The organism is Agromyces subbeticus DSM 16689 (genome assembly GCF_000421565.1).
GTDB classification, from domain to species: domain Bacteria; phylum Actinomycetota; class Actinomycetes; order Actinomycetales; family Microbacteriaceae; genus Agromyces; species Agromyces subbeticus.
Window position 1 is genome coordinate 1 of the sequence record NZ_ATXG01000025.1, and the last position, 22,810, is coordinate 22,810.

Here is a 22,810-nt window from a genome sequence, read left to right on the forward strand (position 1 = left end):
CCACCCGGTACGACAAGCTCGCCATCACCTACCGCGCCGCCGCCGTCCTCCACGCGGTCATCGCCTGGGCGAAGCACTTGTCAGACACGCCCTAGTCGCGAAGGGTACCTCTTTGCTCATGATGGTGCCCGGCTCCGTCTCCGCAACGCTGGGCAACGCACGACGCGGGAATCTCGACCTTCGGATCGCCCTGTGTGTTGGCATCGCCGCCTGCGTGACGTCGCCGCTCGGGATCGTCATGGCGAACTCGATCTCGCCGCTCTGGTCGAACATCGCGTTCTCCCTTCTGCTGTTGGCCGTCGGGACTCGGCTGATCGTCAAGCACCGCAAGGCTCGGCGAGCTCGCCGGTGAGTTCAATGAACTGGCACCGGGTACGTCACGGCTCCTGCCGGACGTAACCGGTGCCGTTTCGGTCGCCGTCCGAGTTGACTCGAACCGCCGTGCGCGGCGATCAGGGATGCGGCGAGGTCGCCGGCGCCGGCGCCGATCGTGTCGAGGAATCCGCGATGCTCCGACCCTGCCGGCCCTTCACGCCGTCGAAGGGTTCGGGAGTACCTCCGCAAGCGGGCAGAGATTTGGCACATGAACAGCCCCAGCGCCGGATAGCCGCCGGAGTTGACCGCAGCCCGCGCCCGACCGTCAGGAGTTTAGGCGAGCCATGCGTATTCGGCGAGCCATGCGTATAGCAAGGAGCGGATGATCTTCGATGACCTGACGCAACCACATGACGCCGTAGGCGTCATGTGGCCTCGATGAGCTGGAAAGGGTTCACCAGTTCGCCTCCCCGGCGAAATACTTCGACGAGGAGTCGAAGAATGTCCCGCTCCGGGAGATTGCGTGTGGGGTCACCGCCGATCCGATAGAGGCGGTGCCCTTGACGACGTCAATGACAGCGACCATGCCAGGGCTTCCCGCCGTAGTTCCCCCGAGATTCCGGAAGCGTCTGCCGGGAGACGATCGCCAAGCTCGAAATGGACAACCTGTGCGGAGGCTCCAGTGGATGCCGGGAGCGGAAAACCGCTGCCCAGCATCCACCAAGCGGGTTACGACTATGACTGGCGGCCCATCAACAACTCGGCCACGTCCTAGCCCTCGTCCACCCTTCCGCGCCTCTCAGCGCGGCTCTGCATGGGCAAAGGCGCATGCGACTTCTACAGCACGTCGACTCCATCGAAGTAGACGTGAGTGGGGTTTGTTGCGTGGATCTCGCCAGCGGGGATCTCGAACAGGTTCTGATCGAGGATCAGCATGTCTGCCCGCTTGCCAACGGAGATAGAACCAATCTCGTCCCACATGCCGATCTGCTTGGCTGCGTTCTTCGTGATCATCTCGATCGATTGCTCGAGCGTGACGGTCTGATCCTCGGCCAGCACGCCTGGATGGCCATCGAAACCGACTGCTCCGGTGCGTGTCACTGCCTGCTCGACCATCCGCCATGGACTTAGCTCGTCGACCGGCCAATCGCTACCTGTCGAAACATTCACGCCTGCTTCATACAGTTGTCCGAACGGGTACAGCCTATTTGCACGTTCGGGCCCAATGTAATTCGCAAGATTGTCTACGGTGTAGGCGTCTCGCTGCGCCCACTGCGGAGAGAAGCTCGCGGTCACGCCTAGATCGACGAATCGCGGGATGTCAGAGGGATCCACGAGCTGGTTATGTGACGTGCTGAAGGAGGTGCCAGTCTCACCATTCACTTCGCGGGCAGCCTCCACGGCATCGATCACTTGGCGTACCGCCCGATCCCCGACCGTGTGGAAATGTGAATTCCACCCGGCCGCGTCGAGGGCGATGACAAGGTCGTTCAAGCTCTCGCCTTCGAAGTATGTTGGTCCGGTGTTGGTCGTCGGCTGCCAAGCTCCGTTCACATCTTCTAGGTAGGGGTCAAGGTTCGCCGCGGTGAAGGCGGGGAACTCCATCACGCCGTCGACCAGGATCTCTCCAACTGTATTCACATGAACGTTTCCGTCGTCGTAGAGATCCTTCTGCTCATCGAGATACTCGATGAGCTCAGAAAGATCGGACGCACGCAACTGTTCTGCTGTGACGGTCGGGGCTGCCGACACTCGAGTCGTGAGGCTCCCCTCGTCCTGGAGAATGTTGTATTGCTCCAGTCCTCCCGCGTTGCCATAGATTGCGGTCACGCCAACCTCGTTCAATGCTCTCAGCCCGGCCTTCAGATCTGACGTCTGTTCCTCCGTACTCTTCTCAGGCGCATGCATCGTCACCACCTTCCCCGCATCGGAGAAGTACCCGGTCGGTTCACCGTCGGCATCGCGCTCGATGCGCCCGGTTTCGGGATCGGGAGTGTTCTTATCGACTCCGGCCAGTTCGAGTGCCTTCGAATTCACAACATGGTTGTGCCCGTCGGTCGCAGTCAGCACCACTGCTGTTCCTACTGCGTCCAACTGGTCTAGGTCAGACTTCGTCATCACCGTGCCGGTGGGCTTGAGGCCCTGCAGGTCCCAGTACTTCACCATCAACCAGCGGCTATCGCCCTCACCGATGATCCCTGTGCCGGAGTCGAGGCATCCCTGGACGACTTCGAGTGTCTCCTCGACGGTGAGCTGGGCGTAGTCCAAGCTGCAACTGTTCAGCCCTGCACCTCCGCCGCTGGGGTGCACGTGCGCGTCGATCAATCCGGGCATGACCATCCGACCGTTAGCGTCGACAACCTCAGTTTCGCTGTCGATGAAGCTCTTCGCACCAGACGCCGAGCCAACGAAGACAATCTCACCATCTCTGACGGCCACGGCTTCAGCATCTGGTTGGTCGGCATCGACCGTGTATACAAACGCGTTGGTGATCACCGTGTCCGCCGGAGGTGGCCCTGCCGTGCAGGACACGAGCGTCGCTCCCGCAAAGACGCTGAGGGTGATCTGAGCGGCCCGCAACCGGTAGATACTGCGGTTCTTCATTCGTGCTCCTTCGTTAGAGTCCGAAGCTGCGTGCAATTTGTTCGAGAAGACGGCGATCAACTTGACAGGTACGTCGATCGCAGCCGCGAGCATTCACATTTGATGCCAGGAAACCGCGTCCCCGCGGACGCGATATGCGAGCGCCCGGAATGCGACTGATCGGAATTCCCACCCCTGCTTGCAACTGCGTCAACTCAACCGAGATCGGGTAAAACTGCGGTAAAAGCGCTCGCCTCCTGGGCAGCCACTCCCGCTGTGCCCTCCGACGCCGCGTCGATGAGAACGCCTGGGGTGCGTTTCTGACATCGACGCGGCGCCGTGCGTCACGCACTCAGCGCAGCCGTCGGCGGAGTATGCGAGGCGCGTACGGCCGGCAGGACCCCTGCGATCGCACCGACAGCGATCGTCGCTATCAGCCCGCCGACGGGGATCAGCAACGGCACCGCGAGCGGCCACCCGTTGGCCACGGCGACCACCGCGGTGGCTGCGACTCCGATCAGTGCTCCGGCGAGCCCGCCGAGGAAGGCCAGGAGGATGGCTTCTGCGAGGAACTGCGCGCGGATGTGCGGGCGTGTGGCACCGAGAGAGCGGCGCAAGCCGATCTCCTGCCGCCGTTCGAGGACCGTGATCACCATGGTGTTCGCGACCCCGATCCCACCGACCAGCAGCGCGATCGAACCGACCCCGACCAGCAGCCCGGTGAACACCTGATCGACCGTGTTCTTCGCTGCGAGCGCGTCGGAGGGGCGGGAGACTTTGACGTCGCCGGGTGATGCGGGGTTGACCGTCTGCGGGAGGCGGTCGCGGATGCGCAGCACGTCGGCGTCCTCGGATCTCTCGTAGATGGTGGTGGGGATGCCGTCGAATCCGAGAACCGCGGTCGCGCGTTCCGGTGACACGATCGCCGAGGTGTTCAGCTCCGGTGCAAGCAGCACAGGGTCGAGGATGCCGACGACGGTGAACAGACGTTCGCCCAACCAGACCTGCATCCCGACCTCGGTGATACCGAGCTTCTCCGCTGTCGTGCTGCCGAGCACGACCGTATCGAGTCCTCGGGTCGCGATCGTGAACCAGGAGCCTTGCGCCAGAGTCGCGCCCACGGCATCCGGCAGCCGCTCCTCGGCGGCCCGCACCACCAGTCCCCCTGTCGCCCCCGCGGCGACGTAGGGGTTGCGGTAGACGTGCGTGTCTACGTCGCTCGTCCAAGAGGCCTCTTCGACGCCATCGAGATGACGAATCCGGGCGAGGGCGTCCGGACTGAGTTTCGTCTCGTGGCCGAGGTAGTCCTTACCCGCGGTGATTGTGAGCATGTTGGTGCCGATCTCGGCGAGCTTCTGCTGCACGAGCGCCTGGCTGGAGGTGGAGATGCCGATCACGGCGATCATCGCGGCGATGCCGATGGCGATCCCCAAGCCCGACAAAACGGCGCGCATGGGGTGGGCGCGTACCCCGTGGAACGCCAGGCCCGTGAGGTCTGACGCCCGCAATCGGGATCGAGGAACGCTCATGCGGCGACCCCCGACTTCGTCTGCCCAGCGATCGCGGGATCGCCCGAGTCCGACACGATAAGCCCGTCACGGATCGCGACTCGCCTCGGGAGCCGTTCGGCCAGGTCGCGATCGTGCGTGATCAGAACGATCGTGGTCCCATTGCCGTTGAGTTCACGCAGGAGCTGCACGACCGTCTCCCCTGATGCGGAGTCGAGGCTTCCCGTGGGCTCGTCCGCCAGGAGGAGTGCGGGGCGGCGGACGATCGCCCTGGCGATCGCGACACGCTGACGCTCGCCTCCGGAGAGCTGCTTGGGCTTGTGATCCAGGCGGTGCCCGAGACCAACCGAGATGAGAGCTTCCCTCGCCCGTTCCCGACGCAGCCCGCGGCTCATCCCCGTGTAGAGAAGTCCAGAGCCCACGTTGTCGACCGTGCTCTGGCCCTCGCTGAGATGGAACTGCTGGAACACGAATCCGATCGTGTGCGCCCGCAGGGCGCTGAGTCGGGCGTCGGAGAGGTCATCCACTCGCTCCCCCGTGATGAGCACCTCCCCGCTGGTGGCGCGATCCAGCGTGCCGATGAGGTTCAGTAGCGTGGATTTACCCGACCCTGAAGGGCCGACGATGGCCACGAACTCGCCTTCGTCGACACGCAGATCGACGCCACGGAGCGCCTGCGTCGGCGGAGACCCGTACGAGCGCGTGACATCGTGGAGTTCGAGGACGGTGGTCACTGCGCCACCACCACTTCGTCGCCTTCGGCCAGCTTGCCATCCACGACCTTGGCGACCTCGACGAGACCGTCGCCGAATGTCCCGGTGGTGATGGTGACCAGTCGGGACCTTTTGCCATCGACGACCTCGACCTGCGTGGTACCGTCGGGTCCGGCGAGCAGGGCGAGAACCGGGACCCGGAGTACGCCCGTCGCGAGAGTTCGCGTGAAGGTCGCAGACACCGTCACGTCGACGACGTCACCGCCGGCTGCGGGATCGTCGGGCGTGAGCACCAGCGGCACCTTCATGGTCTTCTCTCCGTTCTCGCCCTCCTTCTCGATCGCGGCGCCGACGCTGGTGACGGTCGCGTCGATGATCGTGCCGTCCGGGAGCGACGCCTGCACCTTGCTGTCTTTCGCTGCGACCGACGCCAGATCTGCATCGAGTTCGATCGTGATCTGCTTGCCTGTGTCCGTGACCGTCAGCACGGCACCGCCGCTCGGCGACCCCGGACCGGCATCGACGGATCTCACCCGCACTGCAGCAGGCCCGAACACGAAACTCCCCAGAGACAGCTCTCCGGTGCGTGGCAGCCCTCGAGCCGTCTGCCAGTTGCGGATGGCCTCGGCCGTCCACCAGGTGAACTCCTCGTCCGGTTCTCGCTGGAAGAAGCCGAGGTCGCGCAGGTTCTCCTCGAGCTGGCGCACATCACGCCCATTGCTCATCTCGGCGGCGAATCCGCGCCACGCGGGGAGAGCACCGAGCAGGAGCACCACAGGCTGATCGTCGATCCGCAACAGCTCCTCCCCCCGCCCGATCACGGTGCCGACGGCGGGGACCGACGTCACCGTCCCCGGCAGCGTCGATCCGAGCGCGCGACTGTTTCCGTACCCCAGCTTGCCTCCGGTGCGCACCCGCTCCGCGATATCACCGCGGCTCACCACATCGGTCGCGGTGTGAACACGCTGCGTGCCCTGCTGGACGGGCGGCTGTGCGAGGGCAGGGACGACGACAGCCGCCCCACCCCCGAGCACAGCCAGCACCGCGACCGCGACGATACCGATCACCAGACGACGTCGTGAATGAGCACTCCGCTCGGCGTCCCCCTCGGCACGCACCTCCTCGCTCGCAACGAACGCGTCCCGGGAGTCACCGGCATCGCGATCAGCCATTGCCCGACCCCGCATCCAACCCTGCCTTGACCGCACAGGCGTCCAGGTCCTTCTGGTCGAACTGGCCCGGATCGATCGGCTTCACTCCAGCCGAACCGGCCTCGGACGGCGGTGCCGGGTCGTCCCACTCATAGCCGGCGTCCCGCATGCACTTGGCGAAGGTGAGCTGCATCTGATGGTATTCGTCATCGCTCGGGGCGCTGGGGTCGACGGGGGCGGGGCCGGCCTTCTTCGAGCAGATTGCGGCCGCTGCCTTGTACGTCCCCTCGTCGACCCCGAGCGAGTCGAAGTCCAGCATCTCGTTCGGTGAGCGCTTCGGCACGTCGATGCCCTCGTCGCGCAGGCAGGAGTCGAGCTTCTCGGTCCAGGCGGCAAGCTCTTGCTCGAAGGTGGAGTTGCTCACGCCGCCTCCGCCTCCGAGAGATGTCGGCCCGCCGGACGGCTCCTCCGAGCCGCCAGTCGGGGCGCACGCAGTGAGCAGGGCTGCCGACATCAGGGCGACTCCCACCAGGGACACAGCAAGCCGGCCGGTCCGCGATCGTGTGATTGTCATGGTGTTCCTTTCGTTTGGAGCGCCAGGAGGGCGCCCAGAAAGGACATCGCAAATATGGTCAAACTGAGGTAAGGCGCACGCCTTACCTGCCCGTTACCGATCATGGAGTGAGATGGGGAGCGCGCGGAATCAGCGCGCACGGAAGAGAGAGATGAGGATCAGGTGCGAGTACTGATCGTGGAGGACGAACCCCGGCTGGCTGAGGCGATCCGAGCGGGCCTCGAACTGCAGTCGATCGCAGCCGACGTCGCGGGCGACGGCGAGTCTGCCCTCATCGCGGTCGACCTCACCACCTACGACGTCGTCATACTCGACCGCGACATCCCGGTCGTGCACGGCGACGAGGTGTGCCGAAGGATCGCCGAGCGCTCGCCCCGCCCCGCGGTCATCATGCTCACGGCCGCGCACTCGCTGCAGTCCAGGGTGGACGGGCTGGCGATCGGAGCAGACGACTATCTGACGAAGCCGTTCGAGTTTCCCGAGCTGGTCGCGCGCCTGCATGCCCTCGCCCGCCGCCCCTTCGCCGCGCAGCCGGCCGTGCTCGAGGTCGGCGACATCCGCCTGGACCCGACTCGCCACGAGGTCGTCCGCGACGGACACTTCGTGCTCCTCACCCGGAAGGAATTCGCCGTGCTCGAGGTGCTCATGCGCGACCCCGATGCCGTCGTGAGCGCCGAGCAGCTGCTGACTCGTGCGTGGGACGAGAACGCGAACCCGTTCACCCACACTGTCAAGGTCACCATCTCCGCCCTGCGCCGCAAGCTCGGCGACCCCTGGCCCATCCGGACCATCACCGGCGCCGGCTACACGATGAGGGTGACGCCATGATCGGCACACCGATGGTGCCCGCGACTACCGCTGTCGGTCGACCTCGCCGCCTGACCTTCCGGTTGCGGCTCGCCCTGACGTACGCGGGCCTGCTCACGGTGTCGGGGGCGCTGCTGCTCACGCTGATGGCGATCGTCATCGTCTGGCTCCCCGATTACACCTTTGCGCAAGCTCCGACGATACCCGGCCTCCCCGGTTCACTCGCCGACACGCCACCCCTCTCGGAGACGGCGGTCTCGGACAACCTGTCCTCTGCACCGCTGCAGGTGGTCGTCTCCAGCCGCGACGACCTGATGCGACTCTTCCTCGTGGTCGGGGTGGTCCTACTTCTCGTCGTCGCACTCCTCGGGGGAGCGATCGGTTGGAAGATCGCCGGCCGCATGCTGCGGCCGCTGCACGAAGTGAGCGTCGCCGCGAAACAGGCGACCAACGGCCGCCTGGACCACCGCATCGGCCTGGGAACCCCCCACGACGAGATCACCGAACTCGCCACCACCTTCGACGACATGCTCAGCAGCCTGGAGACCGCATTCCACAGCCATCAGCGCTTCGCCGCCAACGCCTCGCACGAGTTGCGCACACCCCTTGCCACGACGCGGGCAGTGATCGACGTCGCGCTCGCATCGGGCGGCACACCCCGCCGAGAGGTTCTCGCCGGTCTCCGCGAGATGAACGAACGCAGTCTCGACACGGTCGACGCCCTGCTCGCACTGGCCGACATTGAATCAGCACCAGGACCGACGGACGCGCGATGCGACATCGCACTCATCACGAGCTCGAGTGCGGAAGAGCTCGCCGATCGCGCAGCCGACCGTGAGGTCACAATGTCGCTCGACCTCGAACCGGGCGCTGTCGCCGGAGACGCTCGGCTCCTGCGGCTGCTCGCCGACAATCTGCTCGGCAACGCGGTGCGGCACAACCTCGAAGGAGGGTTCATCGCAGTGCGCACCCGCACGGAGCAGGGACAGACCATCCTGCACATCGAGAACAGCGGAATAACGATCACCCCGGAACAAGCGCTCCAACTGACCGAACCGTTCGTACGCCTACACGGGCGTGGAGTCGTCGATCGCGGCCACGGACTCGGCCTCGCCATCGTCGCCGCGATCGCACGATGCCACCGCGCCGAACTGCGACTCGAGCCCGGAGAGAGCGGCGGACTCGAGATCACGGTGACATTCCCAGCCTGGTCACCCCCGACAGCACGCCCCTGAGGCCTCTGGTGGATGTCGTGGCTTATCGATGGCCATGTTGCCCGGCTCGCAACTCTTCTCAGGCATCCACTTCTTCTTGTCAGGCATCCACTTATTCGATTAGTTGATAACCTCTTGACCAAGGTCGTAGCAGGCAGACTGGAGAGCATCTATGCCACGTTCCCTCAAACGAACGTCACTCACTGATCAGGCCACCGAGGCCATCATCGAATTGATCTCGGAACGGAACCTGAAGCCTGGCGACCGACTGCCCGCCAGCGGCGAGCTCGCGGAGATGCTAGATGTGAGTGTGCCGGTGGTCCGCGAGGCGGTTGCTGGGTTGTCTGCTATCGGGCTTGTTGAGCGGCAGCAGGGGCGGGAGAGCACGATCGCTACTCCGAACTCATCCCACCTTGGTCGACTGTTCAGTCTGCGCGTGATCGGCAGCGCGGTGGATGATGAGCAGGTGCAGCAGTTCCGCGAGATCGTGGAGGTCGGGAACGCTCGTCTAGCAGCACGCAATCGCACTCCCGAGACTTTCGCTGCGCTAGAGGCCGCGATGGCGGTGTTGGCAAGCGCGCGAACCGCTGAGGACCTGCATGATGCGGACGTCGCGTTCCACGCGGCCGTAGCCAACGCTGCCGACAATGACCTCTGTCAGCTCACGCTGGAATCGCTCGAACCTCTGCTTTGGCGGCTTCGCCGCCGTGTGTGGAGCGGTTGGGTGCATCAGGGCGGCGAGTTCGATCCGATCATCGAAGCGCACCGCGCCATCCTCTCCGCAATCTCAGCCGGGGATGAGGCTCTGGCGGCAGGAGCCATGGCCGACCACCTCAGCCAGGCTCGCATCGGACTCGAGGAGTCCATCAAGAGCGGCGATCAGCCTGTCGCGCCCAGCGCGGGATTCCCCTCGACCTGAATACGCTGAACCGGTCCGACATTGCTGCGACCCCCAACTCGCAGCAGTGCTGGACCGGTTCAGCACATTGACAGACAGGTCGACGACCGGCTTCCTGTCTGAGATCCTCAGCTAGTGGGCTCGTGACGGCATCCGCGAGCTGCTGAATCTACGAACACGGCTCAAGTGAGACCGTAGCGAAGCAGCGCCTGACTGTAGCCGCCATCGATCAGGATGCGGGATCCCGTCACGTACCGTGAAGCGTCGGAAGCCAGCAGCAGCACAGCGCCGACGAGGTCGTCGACCGCGCCGACTCGTCCGAGCGGGATCCACGATTCGAAACGGTCGCGTCCCATCGCGTCGATGACCTCACGGTTGATGTCGGTCTCGATCGCGCCCGGGGCGATCGAGTTGACGCGGATCCTCGAGGCGGCAAGCTCGAGCGCCATCGTACGACCGGCCGCCTCAAGAGCGGCCTTAGAGGCAACGTAGGCGATATTGCCTGCATAGGGAACACCATCGTGGATGCTTGTGACGTTGATCACACTCCCCGGTCGACCCTTGCTCAGCAGTGGCACGAGCGCCCCAGTGAGCAGGATAGGAGCCACGACGTTAACATCGAGCGTCTGCCGCAGCGATGCGCCGTCCATCGCCGTGAGCGGTGCAGGCAGCTCGACGCCCGCGTTGTTGATGAGGATGTCGAGCTGATCAACTCGGTCGTTGACGGCGGCCACCAGCTCATCGACGCCGCGCTCGGTCGACAGGTCTGCGAGGAGCATCGAATCATCCTGGTCCGGGGAGGCGTGCGCCGGGGAGCCGTGCCGGAGCACACGGACGCCTGCGGACTCCAGTGCGTCCGCAAGACCGGCGCCGATCCCTCGGCTGCTGCCGGTGACGAGCGCTGTCGCCCCGACCAGGTCCGGGAACGTCGGCGAGCTCACAGTACTCCGTAAGTTCGGAGGGCTTCGGTCGAACTCATCCCGGACTCGATGGCGCTGCGCACCAGGTTTTCGGTTCGTGCTTTCGACAGTGCGCGTTCGATAACCTCGTCCTCTACCGCGGCGGGGATGACAACCACACCATCGATGTCGCCGAACACAAGGTCGCCCGGTGCAATCTCCACGTCTCCGATACGCACCTGGCATCGGAAGTCGATCACCGACGACCGGACAGCCGCATCCTGCGCATAGCCGCCACGACTGAACACCGGGAAGTCCTGCTGCAGCACTCGGGGGGTGTCCCGGTGGTAACCATCGACCACCGCGCCTACCGCACCACGCTGTCGGGCGGTGGCAGTGAGGATCTCGCCCCAAGCGGAGCACGGGATCGTCGCGTTCTGAGCGACGTAAATCTCCCCCGGCTCGAGCTGGTCGAGCGCCTCGGTGAGCATGCCGAATGGCTTGGTCTGCTGCCCCGTGACATCGGCGACGAGCACGGGCATCGCCCTGCCAACGACCACCATTTCATTCTGGATGCCGTGGATCTCCGGCGGCAGGAACTGCCGCCGATACCCGAGTTCGTCCAGAATGTCACCGACCACAGGCGTGTACAGCTCAGCCCGGATCGCTTCCATGCGCTCTGCGTCGTTGGATGCAGTCATCGCGCCACCTCTCGTTCTCTGCTGACGGATTGTCATCGGCTGATGACCGCGACGCCCGCGGCGGGGACTGACACAGTGAGTCGGCCGCCATCGACACGCACCGCCTTCTCGCGCAACTGGAGGACGTCCGGGTGATCGAAGTCGTTCTGCGCCCACACGTCGGGCCCGGCGATCCATTGGACCTTCGCGGGACCATCCGCCCACCCATTCACTTCGACTTCGTGCGCAGACTCGGGGTCGGCGTTCACGAGGAATACCGCGCTGCGGTCGCCGTCACGGGTTGCCGCCGCGGTGATCACGCGAGCCTCTCGAGATTCGACGAGGATGCTCCCGCTCATCGCTGCGGGGTCGAGGCCGTCGAAGGGATGGACGTGCATGGAGGGACTGTCAACCTGGGTCGGGAGGCTGATGCCGCGGGCGTGGCGGGTGTAAAGGCGGGCGACGAGGAAGGACACGGTGACAAAGAGGCGAGTGTCGTCGGTCTGGATCGGTGCGAGGCAGTTGACCAGGTGGCTGATGAACGCCATAGGGATGCGCTCGGCGTGGGCGAGTATCGCGTTGTAGCACCCGGCAAAGAAGGCGGCATTGCCGAGGGGGTGGTTGGTCGCGAGATGGTCGTCAAACTGCACCATCCGGTTCCACTCGTCGAATGAGAGGTCGATGCGGTGGTCGGGCCCGGTGAGGTTGTCGACGAACCGGATAGTGGTGGCGAACGCGTCCTCGAGAAGCTGCGGGGATGTCGTCAGCTGACGGAGGTCGCCGATCGTCTGCAGCGGTCGGTCGAGCATTCCCGGAAAGTACCAATGGACCGACAGCAGATCGATGTCGTCCTTGCACTGCTCGAGCACGCCGGCGTTCCATACCTTGGCTGGATACGGAGCCATGCCGGCTGGCATGCTCTCGTGGGTGTCGTTGACGGGCAGTCCGACGGCGACGAACTTGATGTCCGGGTCGACCGCCCTCATGGCGCGGGCGAACTCGACCACTCGGCGCCCATACACGGCAGGTTCGGCGTGTGCGTACTCCTGGATCCCCCAGGCTTCGTTGCCGAGGGACCACCAGGTGACCGGGCGGGGCGAGTTTCGGTCGACGTTGCAGTATCGCACCCAATCTGCAGCTTCCTCGGGGGTCCCGGTGCCCATGTTGACGACGAGGAACGGTTCTGCGTCGACATCGAGGCAGTACTGGAGGAACTCATCGGTGCCGAGGAGGTTGGGTTCCGGCGGTCCGATGAGCCGCCCGATGTCTTCCGGGGTCGACGCGAACGTGGAGTTGGTGCCGAATCCGCCGAGTCGCTGGGTCACTGTGGTCCAGAACGTCTCCTTCACGAGCGGACGCTCGGACTTCGGGCCGACACCGTCGCGCCAGTGGTAGTCATCCGAAAAGCAGCCGCCCGGGTAGCGGAGGGCGCGAACGCCCATCGCTTCGATGGCGGCTTTCGTGTCCGATCGCGGGATGTCGAGCTCCGCGTCCCAGATGCCCGGGTCGACGGTGCGGCCGAAGTGCTCGATCATCCCGCCGAAGATCAGAGGGGAGACGGCCTGTCCTGGGTCATCCAAACCGACGGTGACAGTAGCAAAGGGTTCAGTCATGGTGTGCCTTTCGTGAGGAGAGATGTGGTCCGAGTGAGAGATGTCAGGGGCCGGTGGCGAGCTCAGCTCTCCGTCGCTCGCGGCGCTCGGCTTGTACGACCGGGTGCGGATAGGGGGACGCCGCCGCCAGTCGGCGTGTGTACGGATCCTGTGGCTCAGTCGCGACCGCTTCGCTATCGCCCACTTCGACGAGCGAGCCGTGTTGGATAACGGCGGTCCGATCGCCGATATGGCGCACGACGTCGAGGTCGTGGGAGATGAATAGGTATGCGACTCCGATCTGCTGTTGCAGTTCTGCGAACAGGTCGAGGACACTGGCCTGCGTTGAGAGGTCGAGCGCGCTCACTGCTTCATCGCAGATGATGAGCCGCGGCGACCGGGAGAGCGCCCGCGCGATCGCTATCCTCTGCCGTTGACCGCCGGAGAACTCGCGTGCACGGCGCCGCCCAGCATCTGCCGGAAGGTGCACGGCATCGAGGAGGCTCCGCACTCGCTTGACCGCGTCGGCTCGGCTGACCGTCGGATCAATAAGCAGCGGCTCGACGAGGATGTCCTCAACCGGCATCGCCGGGTTGAGCGAACTGTATGGATCCTGGAACACGACCTGGATGTCGGAGCTCAGCGCCCGCCGGGCGCTCCTGGACGCGGTGGCGATGCTCGTCCCGTCCCAGAGGATATCCCCAGCGGTCACGGGGGCCAGGCCCAGAATGGCACGGCCGATGGTCGACTTGCCTGATCCGGACTCGCCGACGAGGCCCAAGGTTTCGCCTTCGCGGATCGAGAACGAGACGTCCTTCACAGCGACGAACGCGTTGCCGCGGCGGCCGGGGTAGGTCACCTCAAGATCCTCCAGGCGGAGGATCACCGGTGCGTCATCCAACTGTTTGGGCTCGCGCGGCGAAAGGTGCGCCGGGGCGGCCGCAAGCAGCGCCCTGGTGTACGCGTGTTCCGGCTCGGTGAAGAGCGTCAGAGCGGGGGCGGACTCCAGCACATTCCCAGACCTCATCACCACTACGTCGTCGCAGATATCGGCGACGACGCCGAAGTCGTGCGTAACCAGGACGACCGCGATGTCGCGCTCGACGATGAGGGAGCGGAGCAAATCGAGGACCTCTGCCTGGACTGTGACATCGAGGGCGGTGGTGGCCTCGTCGGCGACGATGAGCTTCGGGTCGCAGGAGACCGCGCCGGCGATCAGCACTCGCTGTGCCATGCCGCCGGAGATCTGGTGCGGGAAGCTGTCCAGGGTACGGTCGGGGTCGACGATGCCCACCCGGGCGAGCAAGTCGCGGGCTTTCGCACGGGCCTCACGGCGGGACAGCCCGAGGTGGCGACGCATCGGTTCGATGAGCTGGCTGCCGATCGTGAAGCTCGGGTCGAGATTCGACATCGGTTCCTGTGGGATGTACCCGATTTCGCGGCCGCGGATGCCCCTGAGATCGGCTGCGCCGAGCTGTACGAGGTCGCGGCCGTCGAAGACAGCCGAACCGGCGGTCACTGCGCCGCCTGCAGCGAGCAGTCCGAGCACACCGAGGACGGTCTGGGTCTTCCCCGAGCCGGATTCGCCGACCAGGCCGAGCACGCGGCCTCGGTCGACCGAGAAACTCACGCCGTCGACGACCCGCCGGTCGGTGCCATCGAGTCGGTACTCGATCTCGAGGTTTGCCACCTCGAGCAGGTGCGTTGAGGGTGGCGGGGCGGCGGCCTCGGCCGCGCGGACGCGACTGGCGCGCCGCCTCTTCGCCGGCGTCGTTCCGTCGCTGATGAAGTCGCGTCCCACCGAGGCGAGCAGGATGAGGCAGACCACCGTTACGGTGATGGCCAGAGCCGGGGGCAGGAGCAGGAACGGAGCGTTGTAGATGTCTTTGAACGCGTCGCCGAGCATCCCGCCCCAGCTTGCTGCGCCCTGTTCGCCGATGCCGATGAACTCCAGTCCCGCCTGCACGATGAGCGCGAGGCCGAAGATGAAGCCGGTCTGGATAAGTGCGACGGGGAACACCACACCCAGGATGTGTCGGCCCATGATCGCGAGGTCGCCGATGCCCGACACTTTCGCTGCGTCGATGTACAGCTCGCGCCGGACGTCGATGACCGCCGCCCGAACAGGCCGGAACATCGCCGGGATCATAAGGATCCCGAAGACCGCCATCACGGCGATCGGGTTGGAGCCGATGAAGACGGAGACAGCGAGCAGCGCGACGATCGCGGGGAGCGCCTGGATCAGGTTCGACAGCCAGCTCGCTGCGGAGTCAAGCCTGCCGCTGTAGTAGCCGGCGGCGAGACCCATCGGCACGCCGAGCACGAACGTGACCGTGGTGGCTGTGAGCCCAGCGAGCAGGGTCACTTGACCGCCGAACAGTAGTCGGCTGAGGACATCGCGGCCGGACGAGTCCGTGCCGAGGAGATGCGCAGCACCAGGGGGTTGGCGTACGGCCGTTACGTCGGCAAAACCTGGTGCCGGAAGACTGAAAAGCGGGGCGAGCGCGCAGATCAGCACGATCAGGAGCAGCACGCCTGCGGGGATGAGCATGGCCGGGTTGCGCAGCAAACGGTGAAGCGTTGACCGCCGATCGACGACCGTGGTCGCCGCTAGGGCGAGGGTGGTGGGAGGTACAGTCACGAGCGGACTTTCGGGTTGAGCCAGGCGTAGGCGAGATCCATGATGAGGTTTACGACTACGACAGCGATGACGACGGTGATGACTGCGCCCTGGATGACGGGCTGGTCCTGCTGGGTCGCGGCCCCGACCGTGAGCGCGCCGATGCCGGGCAGGGCGAACATGTACTCAATGACCACGGCGCCGCTGAGCAGTCCAATGAATTGGAGCGACAGCACCGTGAGCGCCACGGGTGCCGAGTTGCGGAGGACATGCTTGAGGTAGATGGACCCGGTGCCCAGCCCCCGGGCGCGGAGCGTGCGGACGTAGTCCTGTTGCATGGTCGCGATGGCCGCGTTCCTCGTCTGCTGCGCCACTGCGGCAGTGGCTGCGATCGCAAGAGCGATTACGGGCAGCACGATCGACTTCGCCCAGAGGCTGGGGTCGGATCCGAAATCGACCCATCCGGTCGCTGGGACCATGCGGAGGTTGATCGCGAAAACGGTGATGAGCAGGATCGCAACGATGAAGTTCGGTACGGCGAAGCCGAGCACGGCGAACGGCTGAATCGCGCTGTCGACCGCACCGCGACGCGCAGCGGCGAGAAGACCGATACCGACGCCGATGACACCGGCGAGCAGGATGGCGACGATCGTGATCGACAGCGTGACGGGTAGCCGCGTGGCGATCGAGTCGGCGACTGACTGATTCGTGAACCAGGAGGTGCCGAGGTCGCCGGTGAGCACTCCTCGGACCCAGCCGATGTAGGCCGCGAAGACGTTTTGATCGAGCCCAAGCGCGGTGCGCTTCGCCTCCACCTGGGCGTCGGTCGCGCTAATGCCGAGGATTGCGCGGGCCGGGTCGCCCGGCGTGAGCCATGTGAGAGCGAATGAAATGAACGACACCACGACGATGAGAACGATCGCCGAGGCGATGCGTTTCAGCACGAACGAGAGCATGATGACCTCCGGGTCGAGGGGGCGGCCGGGTATCGACCGCCCCCTACGATCGATCCGCCTATTCGGCGGGCCGGTAGTTGTAGATCGAAGGAACGATCTGCTGTGGTTGGGGCGTGACCGTCACGTCCGGGCCGACGAACATCAGATTGCTGACGACATAGAAAGGGTTGAACCATGCCTGGTCGACAACGTAGGCGGACAGCTCCTTGTAGAGTGCGTCCTGTTCTCCCCCGGTGGCGGCAGCAATCTTCGACATGAGGTCGGCGATCTGTGGGTCGGCGACGTGGTACGGGTTCCATGCCCCACTTTCGCTGAGAAGCAGGCTTGCGTCGAGCCAGTTCTGAGAGGCGCCCCAGCTGAAGAAGAACGACGAGTACTGTCCGCTGAGGTAGGGGGCAAGACCTGCGGCCGGGGTTTGCGGGTCGTACTCGACCGTGATGCCAACGTCCGCCAGTTGCTGCTGAATGATCGGGTAAACCTCGGGGAGGAAGGCGTCCGAGGACGGCATCCTCAATGTGAATCCGTTCGCGTAGCCCGCCTCCGTGAGGAGCTCCTTGGCCTTGTCAGGATCGTAGGGGTACTTGTCGTCGAGCTTCGGGTCGAAGGCCGGGGTTCCCGGGTAGAACACCTGGGTGGTGGGTGTGCCCTGGTCGAACGCGACCGACTGCAGGATTGCGTCTCCGTCGATGGCGTAGTTGATTGCCTGGCGGACGCGGACGTCGCCTAGCGCCGTAGTGGTAACACCGTCTCGATCGATGAGGAACAGACCCTGCCAGTCACCGGGCGTCGAGACGATCGTGAGCCCGGACGCCTGGGCTTCAGACAGCTGTGACGGAGCACCGTACACCGCGTCGACCTGCTCGGTCTTCACGGCGTTCAAACGCGCCGTAGGGTCGGTCAGCACCCGGATGCTAATCGAGTCGAACGGGAAGGCCTCCGTGTCGTAATAGTTCTCGTTGCGCGTGAACACATACACGTCACCGCGTCGCGTAGCGTTCGTGTCGAGCACGTACGGGCCGGTACCCGCGGGAACACTTGCGAGATCGGTGTCGGCGGCGGCTGGATTGGTGATCATGCCGGCGACCAGAGCCAGGTTATGGGCGAGCGCTGGATCCGGCGCTCTGAGGTGCAGTTGAACGGTTGTGTCGTCGACCGCGGTAGCCGTGTCCACCGACGCCAATGCCGTCGAGCGCGGTCCGTTCGACGCTTTGAAGCGCTCCAAGGAGGAGACCACGGCATCGGCGGTGAGCGGCGTTCCGTCCGAGAATTTCACGTTATCGCGGAGCTTCAACTCCATGATCGTCCTGGCCTCGTCGACGAAGTCCCAACTGGTCGCGAGCATGGGAACCAGCTCACCCTGATCATCCAGCCTGATGAGCGTGTCGTAGGCGGGCTGCAGGAACGGCATGTAGTGCCCGACGTCGGACTGCGCAGGGTCGAGTGACGCGACATCGATGAACGAGCCGAGGTCGAGCGACTCTTGGTTGTCGTTGCTGCTCCCGCTAGTGGTGCATCCGGTGAGCGCGGCTACCGCTATGGCTGCCGTAGCGAGACCGCCGTTGAGCGATCTCGAGAATCGTGAAAACACAGCATCCTCCTTGAAGTTGTGCAGGGGTGGGATTTCTCCCAAGACATCATCTTATAAGAGATGTTGCTATATGCCAAGCTGCGAAGCATGGAATTAGCGGAGAACGTCTTCGCCGCTGAGTTCAAGCGAAGCGAGGTCAATGCGGCGGGGCGCGCCCTCCCAGTCGCCGGCGACAGTGCAGGCGTAGGCTCCGCACCGCGTAGCCGTGACGAGCCTCTCCTCGGGAGACAGCCCGCGGACACGCTCAGCGAGGTAGCCGGCGACGAACGCGTCGCCCGCGCCCACGGTGTCGACCACCGGTACGGGCACCGCCGGCAGGGAGTATCTCGAACCATCCACAAGTGCGACGGCTCCTTCGGATCCGAGCTTGAGTACGATCTCGCGCGGCCCGAGTGCTGCGATCGCGTGAAGGAGTGAGTCTCGGTCGGTTGCATTCGGCGCCAAGAGCCGAGCTTCGTCCTCGCCCGCGAACACGAGAGAAGACCTCGTGGCGATTGACCGGTAGATCTCACCGGCATCGCGATGTCGTGGAAGGGTAGCTCGGTGGTTGACGTCGAATGAGACGGGCACCCCTTGGGCCACTGCCTCGCCGACGGCCGCGTCGATCGCGGCATCGGCGGTCGGAGACAGCGATGGGGTGATGCCGGTGACATGAAGCATCGAGGCGGCCGCGATCGAAGGGAGCGGGACGTCACCGGGTGCGATTCGGCTGCCCGCGCTGCCGGCACGGTAGTACCGCACACGCGATGGTCCTATGACTCGGCGTTCCTTCAACATGAGCGCAGTCGGAGCTCCCGGGTCGATAATGGCCCTCGCCGTGACGCCTTCGGCGCGCAGCTCCCGAACGATCCGCCTGCCAAGCTCGTCGTCGCCGACACGACCGATCCACTCCACAGAGGCACCCAAGCGGCTGAGGCCGATGGCGACGTTGGACTCGGCACCGCCGACGCTCAGGCGCAGATCGGCGGTGAGTTCGAGGCTGTCGGCCGACGCCGATCTCATGAGGCACAGCGACTCTCCGAGGGTCACGACATCAGCCATGCCCTGACTCCAGCGTCAGTGCGGCCACCGTCTCAGCAGCGCGCCGTCGGACCTGCTCGTAGAGGTCCTCGCCCCTCCCCCTCGGTACCAGCCAGCTACCCCCGACGGCGAATACGGCCGGATGGTTCAGATATGCCCCCGCTTCAGCGGCGGTGACCCCGCCACTTGGCATGAACAACAGCTCGGGGAACGGTTGGTGCAAAGCTCGGACGACTGCGAGACCCCCGAGCTGAGCGACGGGGAAGAGCTTGACCTGACCCAATCCGAGCCGCTGAGCCCGCTGCACCTCGGTCGCCGTGCCCACTCCCGGCACCGGAAGCAGTCCAGCGCGCCGGGTCGCGTCAACGACCTCGGCATCGAGACCCGGGCTCACTACGAACGCCGCGCCCGCCTCGGCGACGGCGGGTACGGCCTTCTCGTCGAGCACGGTACCCGCACCGACGAGAAGGTCGCCTCGCGCGCTGATGCGGCGAATGGCCTCAACTCCATGCATGGTCCGCAGCGTGACCTCGATCGCCCGCACGCCTCCGTCGGCGAGCCCTGCCGCGATCGGATCGATGTCGTCCGGATCGTCGATCGTGACCACGGGGACGATCCCGGGTGACCGGAGCGTCTCGAGCGTCGTCGTCATGCCCCGGCCTCCTCTACCGTGAACGCGCGACCCACTGGGAGCGTGACAACGGGAACGTCCGCAGCCCCGGCTGCGGCCTCGAACCGCCCGAGCGCATCCGGATCGATGTTCTGGGCGAACATGTCGTAGTGCATGGGGAGCGTGAGGCGCACCGCACTCGACTGCGCGAGGCGCACTGCTTCCTCCGCGTTCATGTTGCCCGCAAAGCCCATCGCCGCCCGTTCGGGGCTGCTCCCGTTGATCGGAACGGCGAGGAGGTCGACGGAGGCCGACGCAAGAGCCGACACGATTCGCGGATGCGAACGAGCGTCGCCGAGATGAGCCAAGGTGACCTTGCCATCCCCGACGAACCAGCCGAGATAGGGGTGGCCGAGGGTCGCCTCGTCGAATTCGTCGTGCGGCACCGCGAACGAGCGCAGCTGCAAGCCGGCGACCTTCGCGATAGTTCCGTCGTCGCAGGACATGATGCGTTCCGGAGCCCAGCCGAGTTCGCTGATGAGTTCCGCACAGGACCTCGGGGCGGCGATCATCGCGTCCGGGCTCTGCTTGGCGAGGGATCGGATCGTCGGCGGGTCGAGATGGTCGAGGTGGTCATGGCTGCAGATGACAAGATCCAGCCTGTCTAGATCGACGGGGTCCAGTGGAGCGCGGGTCAGCCTGCGGTGATCGAACGGTTCGCCCCGGACAGCCTCGCAATGGTTGCTGAGGTAGGGGTCGACCAGGACGGTGGCGCTCGGGAAGCGGACAAGCAATCCGGATTGTCCGAGCCGCCATACGACGGCGCTTCCCTCCGACGGACGCGCCTCGCGGATCTGGGCGACGAGCGCCGCGCCCGCGACCTCGGGTTCGATCATGCGCGCTGCTCCGTACCAAGCTCCCGCACGAGACGGACGTCGCGTGAGGATGCGGCGATGTCGAGACGGACGGTACCCGGTGGACGGACCCAGCGCGTCTCCTCGACGGACCAGATGGAAAGATAGGTTGCCGGGACCTTGATGATGGCCTCCCGGCCCTCGCCCGGCTCAAGCACGACTGACGCCCAGCCGACCAGCCGACGGGGGGCTGCTGCCTCCTCGGGCATAGTGGCGTAGACCTGGACGATTTCCCGCCCGGCGACCTCGCCCGCATTGGTGAGCGAGACCGTGACGACGGCCCCTCCATCGCGACCGGGGATCACGGATGCGCCGTCGTAGGAGAACTGGGCGTAGGACAGGCCATGCCCGAACGGGAACGCGACATCTTTGCCGGTGGCGTCGAACCACTTGTAGCCAAGCAGCAGCTCCTCGTCGTAGACGGCGTCGAAGTACTCGCCCTGCTTCTCCGTGAGGATGTTCACCAGGGTGAGTTCTACCGGTCCGTCCTTCCCATGCAGCGGTGGCATGGGGAATACCTCGCGGTGGGGAAGGTCATCCTCGCTGTCGGGGAACGTAGCGGGCAGCTTGCCTGAGGGGGTGACTGCGCCGGAAAGGATTGCCGCCAGCGCCTCCCCTCCCCGATGACCCGGATACCATGCGGCGAGCACGGCGGCGACGTCGTTGCGCCACGGGGTCAGGACGACGCCGCCGGTCTCGAGGACGACGACCGTCGGCGTGGCTGTGGCCGCGACGGCCGCGATGAGCTCGTCCTGGCCGTCAGGCAGGTGAAGGTCGGGCACGTCGAAGTGCTCCATGGTGAGTTGGTGCGCAATCACCACGACGACGTCGCACTCCGCGGCGAGGTCTGCAGCTGCGGCTTGGTCGGTCCCGGCGTCGAAGCGGATCTCCGCCTCGGGAAGGGCGGCGCGAAGCGCCCCGAGGGGCGACGACGGCAGCCAGTACCGTGGCAGGTTGCCCTGGGGGTCGGAGACCGGGTCGCCGCCGATAGGGCGCACCGCCCCGGACCCGCCACCAGATGGGACCGCGATGTCCGCGTGTGATCCGATGACGCCGACGACACCGGCGAAGCCGCGAGGAAGCGGGAGGATTCCATCGTTCTGAAGCAGCACGATCCCCTCTTCGGCGATTCGCCGCGCCGTGTCTAGGCTCGCCTCGACCTCCCGAGCCGGGCGCCTGGACGTGTCCAGAAGGCCCACTGAGATGAGGCTCCTCAGGATGCGGAGGTTCATGTCGTCAAGGCGCGACTCGGGCACGTCGCCGTTCTCGATGGCCGTCTTGAGCCGCGATCCGTACCAGTGGGCGTGCGGGAACTCCTGGTCGAGGCCCGCCAGTGCCGATGGCACCGTACTGTGCGCAGCGCCCCAATCCGACATCACCCAGCCGCGGAAGCCCCATTCGTCCTTGAGCACCTCGGTGAGGAGGTAGTGGTTCTCGGACGCGTATGTCCCGTTGAGCTTGTTGTACGACGTCATCACCGCACCCACACCGACCTCGTCGGTCTCGTCGGCCGGCCCGGTGAGCGCCACCTCAAACGCGAGCAGCTCGCCTTCGCGCAGAGCCCGCTCACTTACCACTGAGTTCACGACGAATCGGCCCGTCTCCTGGAAGTTCGCCGCAAAGTGCTTCACCGAGGCGACGACGCCCTCATCCTGCGTGCCGAGCAGCTCTTGACGGGTGATAGTCCCGGAGAGAATCGGATCTTCCCCGTGATACTCGAACACGCGCCCGGAACGAGGCTCGATCGTGAGATTGCAGGCGGCGCCCAGCATGACGTTGATGCCCTGCACACGTGCCTCCCGCCCCACTCGACGACCGAACTCCCGGATCAGCGGGACGTCCCATGTCGATGTCTGCGCCATAGCGGACGGAAACGAGACACTTTCGCCTTGCTCGCGGGGAACGAGGCTCGTGACGCCCATGCCAGCCCCCGCAAGCTGAAGGTCCGGAATGCCGAGCCGCGGCACGCCCGGCACGAAGCCGTCGGAGCCCACTGCACCGGGCGGTGGGGTCATCTCCTCCGTGAGCCCGAACGCCCCGCCGGAGTCGATGGGGGCTGCGAGGTCGACCGGCATCCCCAGGTAGCCGGTGACGAGCTGGATCTTCTCGTCGAGGGTCATCGCCGCGATCAGGTCGGCGGCGCGGTCGTCGGGGCTGTGCATGAACTC

Annotated in this window: 19 protein-coding genes; 4 read left to right on the forward strand and 15 right to left on the reverse strand. The window is 65.4% G+C overall.

Going from position 1 to position 22,810, the window contains the following annotated elements; all coding sequences use genetic code 11:
* Positions 1-64: 64 nt before the first annotated feature.
* Positions 65-352: a TSUP family transporter gene (locus H521_RS0119850; RefSeq protein WP_425393601.1), complete on the forward strand. Its 288-nt coding sequence runs from the start codon at positions 65-67 to the stop codon at positions 350-352.
* Positions 353-1,152: 800 nt separating this feature from the next.
* Here the strand turns inward: H521_RS0119850 and H521_RS0119860 are convergent.
* The 5 genes from H521_RS0119860 to H521_RS0119880 form a co-directional block, all read right to left on the reverse strand.
* Positions 1,153-2,919: an amidohydrolase gene (locus H521_RS0119860; RefSeq protein ID WP_022894754.1), complete on the reverse strand. Its 1,767-nt coding sequence runs from the start codon at positions 2,917-2,919 to the stop codon at positions 1,153-1,155.
* Positions 2,920-3,242: 323 nt separating this feature from the next.
* Entirely contained in the window at positions 3,243-4,427 is a 1,185-nt protein-coding gene (locus H521_RS0119865; protein WP_022894755.1) for an ABC transporter permease, read from the reverse strand.
* Positions 4,424-5,140 (reverse strand): ABC transporter ATP-binding protein, encoded by a 717-nt coding sequence (locus H521_RS0119870; RefSeq protein ID WP_022894756.1) that lies wholly within the window; start codon positions 5,138-5,140, stop codon positions 4,424-4,426. Before H521_RS0119870 ends, H521_RS0119865 begins: the two co-directional genes overlap by 4 nt.
* The gene (locus H521_RS0119875; protein ID WP_022894757.1) at positions 5,137-6,291 is read right to left on the reverse strand and encodes a peptidoglycan-binding protein; all 1,155 of its coding nucleotides are present in this window, start codon (positions 6,289-6,291) and stop codon (positions 5,137-5,139) included. The genes H521_RS0119870 and H521_RS0119875 overlap by 4 nt, the downstream gene beginning before the upstream one ends.
* Complete coding sequence (locus H521_RS0119880) at positions 6,284-6,694, reverse strand: hypothetical protein (RefSeq protein WP_022894758.1); 411 nt, start codon at positions 6,692-6,694, stop codon at positions 6,284-6,286. The genes H521_RS0119875 and H521_RS0119880 overlap by 8 nt, the downstream gene beginning before the upstream one ends.
* A 312-nt stretch (positions 6,695-7,006) precedes the next feature.
* On the opposite strand from H521_RS0119880, the gene H521_RS0119885 reads away from it, so the two are divergent.
* The 3 genes from H521_RS0119885 (at position 7,007) to H521_RS0119895 (ending at position 9,784) form a co-directional block, all read left to right on the forward strand.
* A complete protein-coding gene (locus H521_RS0119885) occupies positions 7,007-7,672 on the forward strand; it encodes a response regulator transcription factor (RefSeq protein ID WP_022894759.1) in 666 nt (221 codons plus the stop codon).
* Positions 7,669-8,886, forward strand: a complete 1,218-nt coding sequence (locus tag H521_RS24580; RefSeq protein WP_022894760.1) for a sensor histidine kinase — start codon at positions 7,669-7,671, stop codon at positions 8,884-8,886. The genes H521_RS0119885 and H521_RS24580 overlap by 4 nt, the downstream gene beginning before the upstream one ends.
* 151 nt (positions 8,887-9,037) lie before the next feature.
* Complete coding sequence (locus H521_RS0119895) at positions 9,038-9,784, forward strand: FadR/GntR family transcriptional regulator (RefSeq protein ID WP_022894761.1); 747 nt, start codon at positions 9,038-9,040, stop codon at positions 9,782-9,784.
* A 161-nt stretch (positions 9,785-9,945) separates the two neighbouring features.
* Here the strand turns inward: H521_RS0119895 and H521_RS0119900 are convergent, their stop codons facing one another.
* The 10 genes from H521_RS0119900 to H521_RS24600 form a co-directional block, all read right to left on the reverse strand.
* Positions 9,946-10,704: an SDR family NAD(P)-dependent oxidoreductase gene (locus H521_RS0119900; protein ID WP_022894762.1), complete on the reverse strand. Its 759-nt coding sequence runs from the start codon at positions 10,702-10,704 to the stop codon at positions 9,946-9,948.
* Positions 10,701-11,363, reverse strand: a complete 663-nt coding sequence (locus H521_RS0119905) for an RraA family protein (protein ID WP_022894763.1) — start codon at positions 11,361-11,363, stop codon at positions 10,701-10,703. The genes H521_RS0119900 and H521_RS0119905 overlap by 4 nt, the downstream gene beginning before the upstream one ends.
* Before the next feature lie 32 nt (positions 11,364-11,395).
* The gene (locus tag H521_RS0119910) at positions 11,396-12,955 is read right to left on the reverse strand and encodes an alpha-L-arabinofuranosidase C-terminal domain-containing protein (protein WP_084512736.1); all 1,560 of its coding nucleotides are present in this window, start codon (positions 12,953-12,955) and stop codon (positions 11,396-11,398) included.
* 43 nt (positions 12,956-12,998) lie between these two features.
* On the reverse strand, positions 12,999-15,575 hold the full coding sequence (locus H521_RS25260; RefSeq protein WP_156891609.1) for an ABC transporter ATP-binding protein/permease: 2,577 nt from the start codon (positions 15,573-15,575) through the stop codon (positions 12,999-13,001).
* Positions 15,572-16,498: an ABC transporter permease gene (locus H521_RS0119920; protein WP_245561026.1), complete on the reverse strand. Its 927-nt coding sequence runs from the start codon at positions 16,496-16,498 to the stop codon at positions 15,572-15,574. The genes H521_RS25260 and H521_RS0119920 overlap by 4 nt, the downstream gene beginning before the upstream one ends.
* A 70-nt stretch (positions 16,499-16,568) precedes the next feature.
* Positions 16,569-18,140, reverse strand: coding sequence for an ABC transporter substrate-binding protein (locus H521_RS24590; protein WP_156891612.1), 1,572 nt, complete (start codon positions 18,138-18,140; stop codon positions 16,569-16,571).
* A gap of 51 nt (positions 18,141-18,191) precedes the next feature.
* Positions 18,192-19,139 (reverse strand): sugar kinase, encoded by a 948-nt coding sequence (locus H521_RS0119930; protein ID WP_022894768.1) that lies wholly within the window; start codon positions 19,137-19,139, stop codon positions 18,192-18,194.
* Positions 19,132-19,770, reverse strand: a complete 639-nt coding sequence (locus tag H521_RS0119935) for a bifunctional 4-hydroxy-2-oxoglutarate aldolase/2-dehydro-3-deoxy-phosphogluconate aldolase (protein WP_022894769.1) — start codon at positions 19,768-19,770, stop codon at positions 19,132-19,134. Before H521_RS0119935 ends, H521_RS0119930 begins: the two co-directional genes overlap by 8 nt.
* Positions 19,767-20,624: an MBL fold metallo-hydrolase gene (locus H521_RS25265; RefSeq protein WP_022894770.1), complete on the reverse strand. Its 858-nt coding sequence runs from the start codon at positions 20,622-20,624 to the stop codon at positions 19,767-19,769. The genes H521_RS0119935 and H521_RS25265 overlap by 4 nt, the downstream gene beginning before the upstream one ends.
* On the reverse strand, positions 20,621-22,804 hold the full coding sequence (locus tag H521_RS24600; protein ID WP_156891615.1) for a glycoside hydrolase family 3 protein: 2,184 nt from the start codon (positions 22,802-22,804) through the stop codon (positions 20,621-20,623). The genes H521_RS25265 and H521_RS24600 overlap by 4 nt, the downstream gene beginning before the upstream one ends.
* Between the last annotated feature and the right edge of the window lie 6 nt (positions 22,805-22,810).

Bases quoted from the DNA above. Each gene is read 5' to 3' on its own strand.
- H521_RS0119860 (WP_022894754.1), bottom strand. From the start codon at position 2,919: ATGAAGAACCGCAGTATCTACCGGTTGCGGGCCGCTCAGATCACCCTC.
- H521_RS0119865 (WP_022894755.1), bottom strand. From the start codon at position 4,427: ATGAGCGTTCCTCGATCCCGATTGCGGGCGTCAGACCTCACGGGCCTG.
- H521_RS0119875 (WP_022894757.1), bottom strand. From the start codon at position 6,291: ATGGCTGATCGCGATGCCGGTGACTCCCGGGACGCGTTCGTTGCGAGC.
- H521_RS24580 (WP_022894760.1), top strand. From the start codon at position 7,669: ATGATCGGCACACCGATGGTGCCCGCGACTACCGCTGTCGGTCGACCT.
- H521_RS0119895 (WP_022894761.1), top strand. From the start codon at position 9,038: ATGCCACGTTCCCTCAAACGAACGTCACTCACTGATCAGGCCACCGAG.
- H521_RS0119905 (WP_022894763.1), bottom strand. From the start codon at position 11,363: ATGACTGCATCCAACGACGCAGAGCGCATGGAAGCGATCCGGGCTGAG.
- H521_RS0119910 (WP_084512736.1), bottom strand. From the start codon at position 12,955: ATGACTGAACCCTTTGCTACTGTCACCGTCGGTTTGGATGACCCAGGA.
- H521_RS0119930 (WP_022894768.1), bottom strand. From the start codon at position 19,139: ATGGCTGATGTCGTGACCCTCGGAGAGTCGCTGTGCCTCATGAGATCG.
- H521_RS0119935 (WP_022894769.1), bottom strand. From the start codon at position 19,770: ATGACGACGACGCTCGAGACGCTCCGGTCACCCGGGATCGTCCCCGTG.
- H521_RS25265 (WP_022894770.1), bottom strand. From the start codon at position 20,624: ATGATCGAACCCGAGGTCGCGGGCGCGGCGCTCGTCGCCCAGATCCGC.
- H521_RS24600 (WP_156891615.1), bottom strand. From the start codon at position 22,804: ATGCACAGCCCCGACGACCGCGCCGCCGACCTGATCGCGGCGATGACC.